Raw genomic sequence first — 15,452 nt, forward strand, 5'->3', positions numbered from 1 at the left:
ATAGTTATCTGCCCTTTCAAAATATTGCATCCATACAATAACTGCGATCGGTCTGGGGATTCAAATCGTTGCCCACAGCATATTACCTATAAAGATGCACTTAAGATTTAGCAAAGATATGACATAGCGATATCTAACAAGTTTTAACGAATTATTAAGCAGTGTTTACAGGGTATTGGGACATTGTAAGCAGTCTAAAGGCTTACCTACAAGACTTGATGGATTTGGCTTGGCAAAAACAAAAGTTTGGTAATCATTACTACAACTTGTATACAGGCATTTAGTAGGCATAAGCCTTACTGCAATTCGATTTTTATGAGGTATTTGAAGCTTTTATTCAAAGCTACACCAATACTTCCATCTATTAGTTTTTTTAATTTATGACCTCTGCAATTTTTTAAAACTTCAGTACAATCTCTGAGATGTTTCTGGCAGGCAATGGTTATATTGATAACGTAAAGAAAAACAACACGGGGAGTTTGTTAATCATGAAAATTTCTGCGATCGTTAAAGGAAGCATTTGTCTGCTAGGTTTGGTTGGCGTTGGTAATATCCTGGCTGCACCAGCAAATGCAGGACAAGCTTCTGCTCGTGGTGCAGTTACAATAGTTAGACCATCAGGTTCTTCTCTCAGCGTCAGTGGTGAGTTGGTTGCAGCTCCGGGTACAGACTTTACCGCACTAGATGTTGTTGTTAATAATGATACTGGTATGGGTACAAACCAAGAAACTGTCACAGGTCTTACATTAACCCCAACAACTGGAACATCTTCAACCACACCTCCCACCACAATTTCAGCAGCTATTGCAGCACAGATTGCTGCTGGTTCTTTCACAGCTGTTGAAGATTTAGCAACCCTTGTCAGAGCAGCTGGTGCTGGTGGTGGTTTAGAGTAGATTGAATTTTTGCTTTGTAAGTACTTACAAAAATTTTAACAACTGACAAAACAGTTGAATAAATTAATAGATCATAGGGAGGAGAAATAGCAATGCTATATCTGTTCCCTATATTTATTTTGTGGCTCAGATTCCCGACTTATTCAAAAAGTCGGGAATTTTGTTGTATGGGTCTTTCGCAGATACGCATAGCTGGAGTCATTAGACCTCTTGGCATTTGTGCTTTTTGCACTCTTAGGGAAAAGGGTAAAGGTTAAAGGGGAAAGGGACAATACAGAATCTTTTCCCCTCTGCCCTTTATCCCCTTCTTGGGACCCCACCTTCCCCTTTTCCCGACTTATGCAAGAAGTCTATTGGTGTCAACTAAACGTGAAAGCTAGTAAGCAAGAATGCTTTGAGACATTATCTCGTTCCTAATCTCTTGACTGGAAAGGCACATTTTGTCCACCTCAAGTCTTGAGGTAGAGCCGCAATGACAAGCATTTCCAGCTAGAGACTGGAAGCGAGGTTTTAAAAGGTTTTACGTTTAAACTCAGTAAAGGCAATTCATGAATTGCCCCTACTGAAAACTAGGATTTTAGTCCTTTATTGAATTGCCATCTAACTCCTCATCAATCTTTTACATAGCTTTAGTGATATCAATATAAACCCTGAAACTCTCACTGAATATTGAATAGAGAGCTTGCGTAAAAATACGAAGCCTCAAAATGTCCATTTTTCACAAAACGCTCCCAACAAAGGTTTTATATTTTTATACACTGAAAGAATAAAAGCCCAATAACAAAGGGTTCTGCCTCTACTTTTGCTAGTCGAGGTTAATTTTGCATTTCCAAGCAAAATCTGGAAACAAGCTAAGGCGAAGAATATGAGGAGTTTATAAAACATGAATAGCTTATCCCAAAAATTATCTATAAGTCTTCGGGGAAGTATCTGTTTATTAGGCTTAATAAGTGTAGGAAACTTTTTAGCCGCACCAGCAAACGCACAACAAGCTACTGCTCGTGGTGCTGTTACTCTTATTAGACCTTCTGGCACTTTTCTCAGTGTCAGTGGCGAGGTAACTTTACCTTCTGGCTCTTACTTTAACGGAGGTGTAACAATTTCTCCTACTTATGGAGGTATCGCAGGTGGAAATGACGAAACAATAACTAGTTTGACTATAAGCCCAGGATTAGTTCAAACTACTACACTCTCTAACCCAAACCCATTTATTGATACAACAGCAAACTTATTAAAAAATACTACTTCTGTTGAAGATTTAACAACTGTAATCCGAGCGGTCGGTGGTAATAATGGCTTAAATGGTTTAGATTAAACAAAATTGACAAATTAAAAGCTTATATCCCCGATTTCTTTGAGAAGTCGGGGATATTTTACGATGCCATCAAAATCTATAACCACCTTGAAGCTGTAGGTCAAATCCATTCTCGCCTGTACCGATTTGAGTTTCTATAAACACACTATTATCTGGAAAATTATGTCTGAGAATAACTCCATAATTGAAGCCAGAAACTCGGTTGCTCAAACCTATATTATTAATAGCATAATTTTTAAAATAAATGCCAGCAGAGAGATTTTTGCTAACTTTGTGTAAACCCTGAAATTGAAAGAAAAACTCTTTACCCATCTCTAAATTAGTCTTGAGGTTCAAACCATGACTAGTACTAAATTCTCCATTAAAAAGACCTAGAAATTCACCATTGCTATTATTCTCAACAAAAGCGATACCAGGAGCTAAAGTAAAACCAAAATTTCTTTCTTGATGCTGATATAAATAACTTAAATAAGTAGAAAAAGGATTATTTTTATTAGAAGCACTATTCCAATCAACTCTCAAAAATGGTACGTGAGTGTTAATAGCTACAGGCCTTTTGGCTGAATTTAACCGCACATCAGTTTTAATATAGTTAAGAAGTATATTAGTATAGAAACCTAAGGTTGGTTCTTCCATTCCTAAATTATTATTGGAAACGCCTGGAGCTGAGTTAGCATCTATATTCAACCATGTTCCTACATTAGCACTATAATTAAAATTTCCAGAAGAACCTGCTGCTAATAATTCAACTGTTGGTAATGAGAGATAACCGTTAAAACTATTAAAACTAACACCAATTTTGTCAACTCTAGTGAGTTCCATATAATCGAATGCTAAATCGGCTGCTCGCGCTTCAATTGGTACTATTGTCGAATCTGAGGAATTAAATTTTTGTACAAATTGTTGTCCTTGGGGACTTGTCAAAATTACTTCGGCAGCAGATGATTGATTAATAGGATTAATGGAAGTATCATTTAAAGGAATTGGAATACCAATGTAAGTCAGAGGTCCAAAAGTTTTATTAGAGAGCCTTAAATCAGAAAAGAATGTATTGCCTTCCTTTAAAATAGAAATATCTCTTCCAAGAAATTGAACTGCTCGTTTGTGGTTTCCCGTTCTTATTTGTAAAATACTAGAGTTTTGAGGAGTGACTTGACTAGGAAATGTGTAAGTTCCAGATACCTGCTCTAGTCCACTAGATGCATTAGCATAAGATAAAGTGCGATTCAGCCTGTTATTGATTTGTCTTCTTTGTTCAGATGTAGCAGTTGTATGTAAAGAATTAAAGCCTTCTCCGTCCTTGAATTTTTGTCTAGCTTCTTGTATACCTTGTTGAATATTATCAATTTTAATAGCTTCAAAAACTTCACCTAATAATAAACCTAATGTAGAATTTACTGATTGAATAGCATCAAGACTAGTATCGCTGAATTTAGCTGTTAGAGATAATCCTGGAGCAGAAAAAATATTAGAATAAGTAGCCTTAACTGCAACTGGGTCGTATTGAATTAAACTACGATTATGAGGACGGCTAACATATAGCCTATGCCAATCTGAACTATCTTGAGTTTGAGATAAAGTCTCAAATACTGGTTCTCTTCTTCCTAAAGATACCCACTGTAAAGAGTTAAAATAATGAAAGTCTTTCTCCGATTGAGAAAGAAAAGGATTGACTGCTACATTTAATAAATCATAGTTATCAAATTTGCCAAGTTGAGCAACCTTAATACCTGGTAAGGAAGAGATAGGAGCATTAAAACCAAAACCTTTTCCTGTCAAGATATTTCCCCAGGAGATACCAGTAGCTTCTAGGGCACTATTAGGAATGATTTCGCCTATTTTGAGTTTGACATTTCCATCATCTAGTAAAGGTTGTATATTCGTCGTTGGAAAGCCTTGCAAAATTTTGGGGGCATTGACAGCATCTAAAGCTTGAAACAAAGCTTGTCCACCATTGATACTCAAAGTAGAACCACTACCAATAGCTGGAATAGGATTTCTTAAAACTGTGACATTAGGATTATTTGAGTCAATTCCACTATTAATGGTAACTCTGCCAGCAGGTATCCCTTCAAGATTTACCAATTGTCCAACTATTGAGGTTATGGAAAAATTCTGAGTATCAACGTCTCCAAATAAATTCTGAAAATCTGCAGGTATAGCGAACAGAGTTTGCAATCCCCAAAATGCCTGTTGTGAAGTAACATTTTGGGTGATATAAGTATGAGTTTGTCTTCCTTGATAGATGATACCGGCTTGGGAGCCTTTCGTTTCAACTACTATTCTATTGCCATCTAAAACCCAGTAAAACTGGTCAGTCTTGGGAAATTTTGCATAAGTAAACTTATCGATAATCTGATTCTCTCCAGAAAATCTTACTCTTATATCCGTATCTATATAATTTTCATTTTTATTTGGCTTAAATAATTCTGTGGAAAAAGTAAGGTTATCTGTAGGGTTAACAATCCAAGGATACTTATCGGCACTAAATGTTAGAGCATCAAGAATTATTGTTTTTTGGATTGCCTGTGGTTGCTTTTTTGTTCGACGTAGTTTTTCTATTAATATTTGTTGCCGGGGTGTGTATGGTTTTAATGGATTTGAATTTGATGGTTGAATTGTATTTGGTTGAGGCTTTTCTCGATCTTCTTCAGGTAGCTGGGGAGGCTTTTCTTTGTATTCTTCAATCGGGATAACGTCAGCAATGGTGAATTTGCGTAACTGTCTTGGTTTTTCTAGGTTAGAATTAGACTTTCTTAAAGCCTCTTTTAACAATTCTTTGCCTTGAAAGTTATTTATTTTTTTATCAGACTTGATTAACGAGCTGTTATGATTAGCGATTAAATCAATATTGTTTTGCCTATCTATGCCTAGAGCGATCGCAGATAATTTAATAAATACAATTTTGTATAAAATTGTTGAAAATAACAAAAACATGCCCAGAATTCTGGCCTTTTTTTTGAATCTCATTAGGGAGATCTTGATACTTTTTTGATTTGAGTTTTTCAATGTTTTCAGAATAAAATTTTTGGCTATTCAAACTATTGAGTATTGGCTAATCTCAAAACTTAACCATTTTTTAATACTTAGTCTTTGGATTTATTTGATTCGATGGATTCAACAGTGTTTCAGTAAATATAGATAGTCAAAAAGTTTGATTTCTTATCCTGTTCGTAAAGGGATTAAATAGGATTAAGCAGATTTACTGCAACAAGAGTGTAATTCTTGAGCAAAAATTCAACCTCAGCAAAATCACCACAACTCAAAAATTGAGCTATTCTTTAGCCGTATAAATACGTAATTTAAGCTGAATCACTTAAAAAGTTTAGTAAAAAAGATACTTTAGGCTACTCGCTGCTGTCTGTCAATTTGATACACTTGCGCGACTACCATATTACTACTGCTGTTTTTTAGCGGAGTTTATTTATACATTTGCAGTAGACTGATGAGCTAATTGAGGATACCCTAGCCATATAGTGGAAATACTAGAGCGATATCTCACAATCAGCCTCTGTGCATCTATGCTGATATTTGAGCTAATTAATGCTATGCAGATAAATTTCGTATTAATGTATAAGCCAGTTTTCCTGAGAATCCCAAGACAGTAGAAGACGATCGCATCGACCTAGAATGGTTTAGTCCTCAGTCCTAAACTTCTCTACACTAGGATTAGGGCGATGTCTACGACGAGCTACGCCTACACAATAACTTTGCGGCATAAACAGGCAGTGGCTGATAAGAGCTTGTTTGAAAAGTTGTAAAGTATACTCAAAACCCCTCTCCAAACTTCTCCCCGAAACGGAGAGAGGCTTTGAAACAGCCATTCTCTTGTAGGGGAAGAGGACTGAGAGAGTTAGTTTTCTAAGGCTTAGATGTGATGAAAAATATTTTTCAAACATCCTTTAAGAACCGCTGAACAGCCAAAGGTGAGGAAAGGGCTAACAATTATTAAAAAACGTTAAGCTCTTTTTAAGATAATCACGCTGACGACTCGATATCACATTGAGATTTATTAAAAAAAGTTAATGAAACCTAGACATATTGATACAGAAGTAGCGAGGTTAGAAGCCCTCCGCCAGTATCAAATTCTTGACACAGAACCCGAAGAAGCCTATGACAATCTTGCTCAGTTAGCGGCCTTTATTTGTGGCACTCCCATTTCCTTGGTCAATTTTATTGATGAAAACCGTCAATGGTTTAAGGCAAAAATAGGTTTAGATGTATCAGAAATGCCCCGGACTATTGGATTATCTTATCTTTGCCAAGAGCAGCGTAATGTTGTGGTGGTTCCTGATACCCTAGCTGATGAGAAGTTGGCAAGTAATCCGGTAGTAACTGGCTATCCATATATACGGTTTTATGCAGGTGTACCCTTAATTACTCCGAAGGGAGATATGTTGGGAACTCTGTGTGCAATTGACCAAGTTCCACGACAACTAAGCCAAAAACAAGTGGAGGCGTTTGTGGGTTTGAGTCGCCTGGTAATCGACCAACTTGAACTCAGGCGTCATATAAGTGAGGTCTCTAAAGTTACAGAGAAACTAGTGGCACACGAGCAAGCAGCCCGCGCCCAGTCTGAAGCAGCCAAAACCCGCATCACCAATCTTCTCGAAAGTATCACTGATGGTTTTTTTGCCCTGGATCAAAAGTGGCAATTCACCTATATTAATGGTCAAGCAGAACGGCTGTTGCAAAAAACTCACAATGAGCTTTTGGGTAGAAACATTTGGGAGGTGTTTCCAGAAATTATCGACACAAGATTTGATTGTGAATATCGCAGGGCAATCTTAGAACAGGTTAGTGTCGAATTTGAGGAGTTGTATCTGCCACAGCAGCAGTGGCTTAAAGTTCACGCTTATCCGGCAAAAGACGGCTTGTCTGTATATCTTCAAGATGTTACTGAACGACGGAAAACAGCAGAAGCACTACGAGAAAGTGAAGAACGTTGGCAATTAGCATTACATGGTAATAATGATGGTATTTGGGATTGGAACCTCAAGACTAATGAAGTGTTCTTCTCAACTCGATGGAAGGAAATGCTCGGCTATAAAGACTACGAAGTTTCCAACCGTTGGGATGAATGGACAAAACGAATCCATCCCGATGAGCGAGATTGGGTACTTCAGGCTTTCCAAGACCACTTTGCCAAGAAAACACCGTTTTACGTCTGTGAATATCGAGTCCAGTGCCAAGACGGCAGCTATAAATGGATTCTAGATCGAGGACAGGCACTTTGGGACGCATTGGGTGATATAGTGCGGATGGTCGGTTCTTATACTGATATTACAAATCGCAAGCGAGCAGATGAAGAATTAAAGCGGCAAAATCTGCGATCGCAACTATTTGCCGAAATAACTCTCAAAATTCGAGACTCTTTACAAATAGATGAAATTCTTCAAACCACTGTCACAGAGGTACAAAAACTACTACAAGCTGACCGGGTGTTAATTTTTCGACTGGAACCTGACGGTTCGGGAACAGTCGTACAAGAAGCAGTCCTGCCTGGTTGGCCGGTAATTCTAGGAGAAAATATTTTTGACTCCTGCTTTAAAGAAGAATATATAGAGAGATATCGCCAGGGAAGAGTAAGTGCCCTTGAAGACATTGAAGCTGCTCATATCCAACCATGCCATCGAGAATTTCTTCAGCAGTTTGCTGTCAGGGCTAATCTGGTAGTGCCGATTCTTATCAGGGACGATATTTGGGGTTTATTGCTAGCTCATCAGTGTAGCGCACCTCGACAGTGGAATCAGTTTGAGATGGATTTGTTACAGCAATTAGCGAACCAAATTGGAATTGCTTTATCTCAGGCACAACTATTAGAAAAAGAAACCCAGCAAAGTCAGGAACTTACTCGTTCTAATGCAGAATTAGAACAGTTTGCCTACGTAACTTCCCATGATTTGCAAGAGCCGTTGCGGATGGTAACTAGTTATTTACAACTGCTGGAGCGGAGATACAAAAACAAACTGGATGCCAGTGCGGATCAGTTTATTACATACGCAGTAGATGGGGCCAGTCGGATGCAGACCCTAATCAACGATTTGTTAAACTATTCCCGCGTCAGTACCCGTGGACAGCCTTTTGTGCCAGTTGATTGTAATGTTGTCTTAGAACAGGTGCTTGCTAATCTTCAAGTTGCGATCGCAGATAGAAAAGCAGTTGTCACTTACGATACTCTACCTCAAGTGATGGCTGATGCTACCCAATTGACACAAGTATTTCAAAACCTGATTGCCAACGCGATCAAATTTTGCGATCGTCAACAGCCACGAATTCACATTGGCGTAAGTAAGAGAGATGTCAATATAAATGGAAAAAATTTAAATTTTATCCCGTCGGAGGATGAATGGTTGTTCTTTGTGCGTGATAATGGGATTGGTTTGGAATCCCAATATACCGAACGTATTTTTATAATTTTTCAGCGCTTGCACGGCAGAGACAAGTATCCAGGTACTGGAATTGGTCTGGCAATTTGTAAGAAAATTATCGAACGCCACGGCGGCCGGATCTGGGTTGAGTCGAAACCGGGTCAAGGCTCGACTTTCTACTTCACAATTCCAGATAAAGTAGGTAAGCAATGGTAAACACCATAACAGCGATTATGCCTATTGAGGTTTTGTTAGTAGAGGATAATCCTGGCGATGTCCAACTTACACGCATCGCCCTAGAAGATAGTAAAATCTCAATTCACTTAAACGTAGTCGAGGATGGTGTAGAGGCAATGGCATACTTGCGAAAACAGGGAAAATATGCTAAATTACCTCATCCAGATATTGTGCTGCTCGATTTTAACCTTCCGAAAAAAGATGGACGAGAGGTATTAGCAGAAATAAAAGGAGATGAAAACCTCAAACGAATTCCTGTAGTAGTTTTGACTACTTCCCAAGCTGAAGAAGATATCCTCAAAGCCTATAACCTTTTTGCCAACTGTTATATAACCAAGCCAGTAGATTTCGATCAGTTCGTTAAAATTGTCCAATCAATAGAAAATTTCTGGTTTGCGATCGTAAAACTGCCACCGGAGTAGTGGAAATGGCAGGTGAAAATATTATTAAAGTTTTGTTAGTAGAAGACAACCCTGGTGATGTCTTATTGTTACAAGAGTTATTTAAGGAAGTTACCACAGTTGTAGTTGAGTTGATGCCCGTTGAACGGCTTTATGAAGCAGTCAACTACCTAACAAACGAAACTTTTGATGTGATTTTATTAGACCTCTCGCTGCCAGATAGCCAGGGATTACAAACCTTTGTTATTGCTCACAATCAGGCAAAAGCGACTCCAATCATTGTGCTGACGGGTATAAATGATGAAACGCTGGCAACTAGAGCAATGCAACAAGGAGCGCAAGATTATTTAGTCAAGGGACAAGTAACTGGTGACTTGCTGGTGCGATCTATGCGTTATGCCATCGAACGCCAACGGGCAGACAACGCACTGCGGCAGAGCGAGGAGCGATTTCGGGTTGCTCTTAAAAGCTCTCCAATCTTTGTCTACAACCAAGATAGAGATTTACGGTACACCTGGGTTTACAATCCCCCATCTGGATTGACAGTTGAGAAAATATTGGGCAAGCAAGACTTAGATATCGTCCCAGTAGAAGATGCTCAACATCTGATCGCAATTAAACGTGGAGTGCTGACTACAGGCATTGGAACGCGAGAAGAAGTATCAATTACCATCAAAGATACAACGCGATATTACGATTTAACCGTCGAGCCACTACGGAATCAAACCCAAGAAATTGTTGGAGTGACATGCGCCAGTATAGATATTAGCGAACGACAAGCTGCGCTGCGCGATCGCAAGCTAGCAGAAGAAAAAATTCGCGAACAAGCAGCATTACTAGATGTCACCACAGATGCTATTTGCGTCCGAGATTTAAACAATCAAATTATCTTTTGGAATAAAGGTGCAGAAACACTTTACGGTTGGCAAGCTACAGAGGCTTGGGGTAAAAATGCTAGTGAGCTTTTGTATGACGAACCTTCACCAGAAATTGAAGCAGCTCTATTACAAGCTATTAGTAAAGGTAAGTGGCAGGGCGAATTAACAAAACTTACTAAAATGAACAAAGAAGTCCTTGTGGCTAGTCGCTGGACTCTGGTATGCGATGAACAAGGAAAACCCAAATCAATTCTCACCGTTGACACAGATATTACCGAGAAAAAGCACCTAGAAGCCCAGTTGTTTCGCGCTCAACGCCTGGAAAGTATTGGCACTTTAGCAAGTGGTATTGCTCATGACCTCAACAACATCCTGACACCGATTTTGGCAGGAGCGCAACTGCTGCCGCTGAAATTTCCTAATGCAGATGAGCGGACTCGTCATCTACTAGAAATTTTAGAAATTAACGCTAGACGCGGTGCTGATTTAGTCAAACAGGTACTGTCCTTTGCACGGGGTGTAGAAGGGAAGCACATCACTTTGCAACTCAGACATATAATTATGGAAACTGCCAAGATTCTTAAAGAGACATTTCCCAAATCGATAGAAATCAGTACTAATTTACCGCAAGATTTGTGGATGGTTTCTGGAGATAGTACTCAACTGCATCAAGTTCTGATGAACCTCTGCGTTAACGCCCGCGATGCTATGTCCAATGGTGGTACTTTGAGTATCTCTGCCGAAAATATGTTGATTGACGCAAATTATGCCCGCATGAACCTAGAAGCCAAAGAGGGGCCTTACATAGTGATTACTGTCTCCGATACTGGAGTTGGGATTCCAAAACAAATGCTAGATAGAATTTTCGAGCCATTCTTCACTACAAAAGATGTCGGACAGGGCACTGGTTTAGGACTTTCCACAGTATTGGGAATTGTTAAAAGTCACGGAGGTTTTGTGAACGTGTATAGTGAACTCGAAAGTGGCACTAGCTTTCAGGTTTACTTGCCAGCAGTGGGGGGAATAGAAACACGCAGCCCCGAAAATTTACCGCCACAGACAGGGCATGGAGAATTGATTTTGGTTGTGGATGATGAAGCGGCCATTCAAGAGATTACGATAATATCACTAGAAGCTCACAACTACAAAATCTTAGTGGCTAGTGATGGCATTGAGGCGATCGCGCTATATGCTCAAAATAGAGACAAAATTAGTGCCGTCCTCATGGATATTATGCTGCCCTCACTGGATGGTTTAACAGCCATACGTACCTTGCAAAAAATCAACCCCCAAGTCAAAATTATTGCCAGCAGTGGACTTATGTCCGATAAGAAGCTCAGTGCAGTAGCAGCTATTGGTGTCAATACGTTTTTGTCAAAGCCCTATACTGTCCACGAATTATTGCTTTCTTTGCATAAAGTACTATCATAAATCAAATAAGTATGTAAGTATACTGTTGGTTGTGAGTACAAAGTGCTGCTTTGTTAAGCGAGTGCAAATTGGTAGGATTTGATATGATTGAGCATCCGTTAACAGGCTCATTTTACCGATACTCACAGCTTGGCTATATTATGGGTGGAAGGATTGCTGGTTTATTTGCGATCGCCTCGCAACTTCCTTAAAATGAAATGCATATATTGAGCATTTTGTCAAGGTTTAGAGTGCGATGCCTACGGCGGGCAAAGCCTACACAACTTAATCTAAGTTGACCATTATCTTATCGATAACGGTCACTGATTAACTACATCTACACATTAAATCGGAACAACATTACATCCCCTTCTTGCACGACATACTCTTTCCCTTCACTGCGAACCAACCCTTTTTCCTTCGCGGCATTCATCGAACCAGTTGTTACCAAATCTTTATAAGCGACAGTTTCAGCGCGAATAAATCCCCGCTCAAAATCACTGTGGATTACACCAGCAGCTTGAGGTGCAGACATTCCCGCATTAATTGTCCAAGCGCGGGTTTCTTTGGGGCCGCAAGTGAAATATGTCCGCAAGCCTAGAAGCGTGTAAGTTGCCCTAATCAATGATTTCAAACCGCCTTCTTCCACACCCAAAGACGCCAGGAAATCAGCTTTATCTTCCTCTGGTAATTCCACTAATTCAGCTTCAACTTGAGCCGAAACTATCACAACTTGGGCATTTTCAGTTGCTGCAATTTGCCGCACTGTTTCCACAAAATGATTACCAGTTGCCAACTCATCCTCAGATACATTGGCGGCGTAAATAATCGGTTTATAAGTGAGCAGTTCTAATCCTTTAATAATTACTGTTTCTTCTTCATTCAAGCTTACCTGACGCACCGATTTCCCTTCATTTAAAGCCGCAACTAATTTTTCTAAGACTGTGATTTCAAACTGTGCATCTTTGCTGGTACGAGCTAGTTTACGAGTACGGTCAATTCGCCGTTCAATTTGTGCTAAATCTGATAAACCCAGTTCTATATTAATGATTTCAATATCTCGCGCTGGGTCAACAGAACCAGCAACGTGGATAATATCGTCATTCTCAAAACAACGTACCACATGGACGATCGCATCAACTTCCCGGATGTGGGACAGGAATTGATTTCCCAGTCCCTCACCCTGACTTGCGCCTTTAACTAAACCGGCGATATCTACAAATTCAACCCGCGCTGGGATAATTTGTGCTGAACTGGCAATTTTAGCAAGAACATTTAACCGTTCATCCGGTACTGCGACAACGCCGACATTCGGTTCAATCGTGCAAAAAGGAAAGTTAGCTGCTTCAGCTTTGGCATTAGCAACTACAGCATTAAATAAAGTAGATTTTCCGACGTTGGGAAGTCCGACAATTCCGGCTCTTAGCATTTTGGATTTTAGATTTGAGATTTTGGATTACATTACCAAGGTAATCTAAACAGGTTCCGGTATGGTTTGGGGAATTGGCCCTGGAACCGTCTGAGGAATGGGAGCAGGTACTGGTTCTGGTACAGGCCCCGGTAAGGGTTGAGGAATCGCTGGCCCCGGTACAGGTTCAGGACTAGGTAGCGGATTCGGCTCAGGATTGGGGCTAGGTAGCGGACTCGGGCCAGGAGTAGGAATTTGTGGTTCGGGTATAGAAATCGCAGTAGGATTAATCATCGTAAATCTAAATTAAATCATTCAACCTCCCCACGCTAGATGACAACCTTATCTATTGACATCTCCCCAAATACCTATACTCACAAACACATCCTCTAAATAATTTACCCCTCCTCTCATTCTCTGCGTCCCTCTGCGCTTCCCTTTGCGCCCCTTTGCGTTTAAACTCCAATCCTCAATTCCCCACCATTTACACAAAACTACTCCTCCTTCACCTTTTCCACCACCTCTGGCACTGGATCGTAACCACCTGGATGAAACGGATGACAGCGCAAAATCCGCCGAGTTGCCATCCAGCTACCACGCAACACTCCAAATCGCTCAATAGCTTCAATAGCATACATCGAACAAGTTGGTTGAAAGCGGCAAGTCGGGAGAAACAAGGGCGAGATAAACATTCGGTACCCCCGAATCAGCCAAATAAATAATAATTTCATTGCAGCTACCCAAATCTTATAAATTAGTAACAAGGGTAAAACTTTTCATTTGTCGCATCTTTGTTAATTACATTTTCTGACTTCACCTCAATTCCGGTTTTCTGGCTGAAAATTGCGTCGGCTGCAATCTGGGTGTTACTCATACTCGTAATTGCAGGGGTGGTAAACCGCTTTGCTGACAAGCCAGAAATCGTGCGGAAGATAGTTCATATTGGCACTGGTAACGTGATTTTAATCGCTTGGTGGCTAGATATTCCCGCCAGTGTAGGGATTACAGCTTCTATTTTAGCGAGTGCAATCACCTTATTATCCTACCGATTACCAATTCTTCCTGGTATTAATAGCGTTGGACGGCAAAGCTTAGGAACATTTTTTTACTCTGTCAGTTTCGGTATTTTAGTTGCCTGGTTCTGGTATTTACAACAACCCCAGTACGCAGCACTCGGAATTTTGGTGATGACTTGGGGAGATGGATTAGCTGCCTTAATTGGGCAACGCTTTGGTAAACATAAGTATAAAGTTTTTGGGACAGAAAAAAGTTGGGAAGGCTCCCTAACTATGATGCTCGTTAGCTATGTCGTCAGTAGTTTGATTTTAGTTGGAACTCAAGGAAACAGTTGGCAAACTTGGGCGATATCACTGATAGTGGCAGTTATAGCTACGGCTTTAGAAGCTGTTTCATTTTTAGGTATTGACAATTTGACAGTTCCTTTGGGTAGTGCAGGCCTTACCTTCTTTTTAACTCAGTTAGTTTTGAATTAGTAATTGCCTTGAGTGCTATTCCTAATTGAGCCAATAAGAGATAGTGCCAAAAATTTCTTGTTAGTTAATAAATATAGAGTTAGTGGGTTGAGTCCAATACGGGTAAGGAAGTTTGTAGTAAGGACTTTAGTCCTTCTTATTTTCTAAGCACTAAAGTGCTTACTACAAACCCTCAAAACTGATTTACTGGTTTAGCAGTCCGATCGCCATTTCAAGATACATCTTAGCCTTGTGCAAGTTAAGCAAGCTCTCTTGATCGTATCTGTCAGGGTAGCTCATCGCTTTGCCTTCCATTGTCAGCTTAATCAGTGCCGCTTGCTCATCAGTGGGTGAATTCATCTCATCTACCACCCCTTCAAGGAATTGAATAACGCTAAAGCCTGGTGACTTCAACCCTCTTCCTTGCCTTATTTGAGCCAGTGCTATCTGTGGAAATGCCATCAAGGTAACAATCCAACTGGTCTTGTACCCTCCGTTCCCAGTAGGCTTCAATCCGTAACGCCTACACAAGTCTCTCAGCTCAGCAGTGGTTTTGATTTCGAGTTCTGACCTTGTGAACATAAAATAGAGTTACCCATTTGTAAAAGTGGTATCGGTGAGTTACAAGTTTTCCAGGCAAGTACTCACCGATCAAAAACTCTAACCCGATGGTTTCATCGACTTCAAGCTATATTTACTTTTCTAAACAATGCCTGACCGCAAGGGTAAACCTGAAAATTTTGGAAACCAACCAAGCAAGGAATTAACTGAACAATTGAGTTTCCGTGTCACCAAGGAAATGAAGGAAGAGATAAAGGCTAAAGACGACCCTCCTGAATTTTGTCGCCAAGCTATCCAAAAAGCACTAGATGAAGATAAGGAGAAGTAGTTAAAAGTTCTTGGACGTAAATCAGAGGTAATATTATTTGGAAAATGACTGCTGAAGAATGGTTTCGTTAGCTAAAAATGTTGCAAAAAAATTGTAGGTTGGGTGGAGGCTTTGCGTAACCCAACATCCTGATAATCAGTTGGGTTGCGCTCCGCTCCACCCAACCTACGTCTAA

12 protein-coding genes are annotated in these 15,452 nt (G+C 40.0%); 7 read left to right on the top strand and 5 right to left on the bottom strand.

The window, feature by feature from the left end; all coding sequences use genetic code 11:
• Nucleotides 1-488 precede the first annotated feature (488 nt).
• Together V7K45_RS14410 and V7K45_RS14415 are read left to right on the top strand one after the other, a co-directional pair.
• Nucleotides 489-896, top strand: coding sequence for a hypothetical protein (locus V7K45_RS14410; protein WP_335004455.1), 408 nt, complete (start codon nt 489-491; stop codon nt 894-896).
• Between the two features lie 883 nt (nt 897-1,779).
• Entirely contained in the window at nt 1,780-2,211 is a 432-nt protein-coding gene (locus V7K45_RS14415; protein ID WP_335004457.1) for a hypothetical protein, read from the top strand.
• 69 nt (nt 2,212-2,280) lie between these two features.
• Here V7K45_RS14415 and V7K45_RS14420 read toward each other — a convergent pair whose 3' ends face one another.
• Nucleotides 2,281-5,148: a hypothetical protein gene (locus tag V7K45_RS14420; RefSeq protein WP_335004459.1), complete on the bottom strand. Its 2,868-nt coding sequence runs from the start codon at nt 5,146-5,148 to the stop codon at nt 2,281-2,283.
• Between the two features lie 1,088 nt (nt 5,149-6,236).
• On the opposite strand from V7K45_RS14420, the gene V7K45_RS14425 reads away from it, so the two are divergent.
• From V7K45_RS14425 to V7K45_RS14435, 3 genes are read left to right on the top strand one after another with little or no spacing between them, the layout of a single operon-like run.
• Nucleotides 6,237-8,798 carry a GAF domain-containing protein gene (locus V7K45_RS14425; RefSeq protein WP_335004462.1) on the top strand — a complete coding sequence of 854 codons (2,562 nt, stop codon included), beginning with the start codon at nt 6,237-6,239 and terminating at the stop codon, nt 8,796-8,798.
• Complete coding sequence (locus V7K45_RS14430) at nt 8,792-9,241, top strand: response regulator (RefSeq protein WP_322698234.1); 450 nt, start codon at nt 8,792-8,794, stop codon at nt 9,239-9,241. Before V7K45_RS14425 ends, V7K45_RS14430 begins: the two co-directional genes overlap by 7 nt.
• A gap of 5 nt (nt 9,242-9,246) precedes the next feature.
• A complete protein-coding gene (locus tag V7K45_RS14435) occupies nt 9,247-11,529 on the top strand; it encodes a hybrid sensor histidine kinase/response regulator (protein WP_335004465.1) in 2,283 nt (760 codons plus the stop codon).
• Nucleotides 11,530-11,845: 316 nt separating this feature from the next.
• Here V7K45_RS14435 and ychF read toward each other — a convergent pair whose 3' ends face one another.
• From ychF to yidD, 3 genes are all read right to left on the bottom strand, one after another.
• Nucleotides 11,846-12,937, bottom strand: coding sequence for a redox-regulated ATPase YchF (gene ychF / locus V7K45_RS14440; protein ID WP_335004467.1), 1,092 nt, complete (start codon nt 12,935-12,937; stop codon nt 11,846-11,848).
• A gap of 45 nt (nt 12,938-12,982) precedes the next feature.
• Entirely contained in the window at nt 12,983-13,210 is a 228-nt protein-coding gene (locus V7K45_RS14445) for a hypothetical protein (protein WP_196508711.1), read from the bottom strand.
• Nucleotides 13,211-13,410: 200 nt separating this feature from the next.
• The gene (gene yidD, locus V7K45_RS14450) at nt 13,411-13,647 is read right to left on the bottom strand and encodes a membrane protein insertion efficiency factor YidD (RefSeq protein WP_012412579.1); all 237 of its coding nucleotides are present in this window, start codon (nt 13,645-13,647) and stop codon (nt 13,411-13,413) included.
• A gap of 90 nt (nt 13,648-13,737) precedes the next feature.
• Here yidD and V7K45_RS14455 point away from each other — a divergent pair, with 90 nt between their 5' ends.
• On the top strand, nt 13,738-14,409 hold the full coding sequence (locus V7K45_RS14455; protein WP_335004739.1) for a diacylglycerol/polyprenol kinase family protein: 672 nt from the start codon (nt 13,738-13,740) through the stop codon (nt 14,407-14,409).
• A 183-nt stretch (nt 14,410-14,592) separates the two neighbouring features.
• Here V7K45_RS14455 and V7K45_RS14460 read toward each other — a convergent pair whose 3' ends face one another.
• Nucleotides 14,593-14,850 (bottom strand): hypothetical protein, encoded by a 258-nt coding sequence (locus V7K45_RS14460; RefSeq protein WP_335004470.1) that lies wholly within the window; start codon nt 14,848-14,850, stop codon nt 14,593-14,595.
• Between the two features lie 247 nt (nt 14,851-15,097).
• On the opposite strand from V7K45_RS14460, the gene V7K45_RS14465 reads away from it, so the two are divergent.
• Nucleotides 15,098-15,277, top strand: coding sequence for a hypothetical protein (locus tag V7K45_RS14465; protein ID WP_335004472.1), 180 nt, complete (start codon nt 15,098-15,100; stop codon nt 15,275-15,277).
• Nucleotides 15,278-15,452: the final 175 nt, after the last annotated feature.

Origin of the sequence: Nostoc sp. (assembly GCF_036917375.1) — a bacterium.
In the GTDB taxonomy this organism is placed as follows: Bacteria; Cyanobacteriota; Cyanobacteriia; order Cyanobacteriales; family Nostocaceae; genus Nostoc.

Bases quoted from the DNA above. Each gene is read 5' to 3' on its own strand.
- V7K45_RS14410 (WP_335004455.1), top strand. From the start codon at position 489: ATGAAAATTTCTGCGATCGTTAAAGGAAGCATTTGTCTGCTAGGTTTG.
- V7K45_RS14415 (WP_335004457.1), top strand. From the start codon at position 1,780: ATGAATAGCTTATCCCAAAAATTATCTATAAGTCTTCGGGGAAGTATC.
- V7K45_RS14420 (WP_335004459.1), bottom strand. From the start codon at position 5,148: ATGTTTTTGTTATTTTCAACAATTTTATACAAAATTGTATTTATTAAA.
- V7K45_RS14425 (WP_335004462.1), top strand. From the start codon at position 6,237: ATGAAACCTAGACATATTGATACAGAAGTAGCGAGGTTAGAAGCCCTC.
- V7K45_RS14430 (WP_322698234.1), top strand. From the start codon at position 8,792: ATGGTAAACACCATAACAGCGATTATGCCTATTGAGGTTTTGTTAGTA.
- V7K45_RS14435 (WP_335004465.1), top strand. From the start codon at position 9,247: ATGGCAGGTGAAAATATTATTAAAGTTTTGTTAGTAGAAGACAACCCT.
- ychF (WP_335004467.1), bottom strand. From the start codon at position 12,937: ATGCTAAGAGCCGGAATTGTCGGACTTCCCAACGTCGGAAAATCTACT.
- V7K45_RS14445 (WP_196508711.1), bottom strand. From the start codon at position 13,210: ATGATTAATCCTACTGCGATTTCTATACCCGAACCACAAATTCCTACT.
- yidD (WP_012412579.1), bottom strand. From the start codon at position 13,647: ATGAAATTATTATTTATTTGGCTGATTCGGGGGTACCGAATGTTTATC.
- V7K45_RS14460 (WP_335004470.1), bottom strand. From the start codon at position 14,850: ATGGCATTTCCACAGATAGCACTGGCTCAAATAAGGCAAGGAAGAGGG.
- V7K45_RS14465 (WP_335004472.1), top strand. From the start codon at position 15,098: ATGCCTGACCGCAAGGGTAAACCTGAAAATTTTGGAAACCAACCAAGC.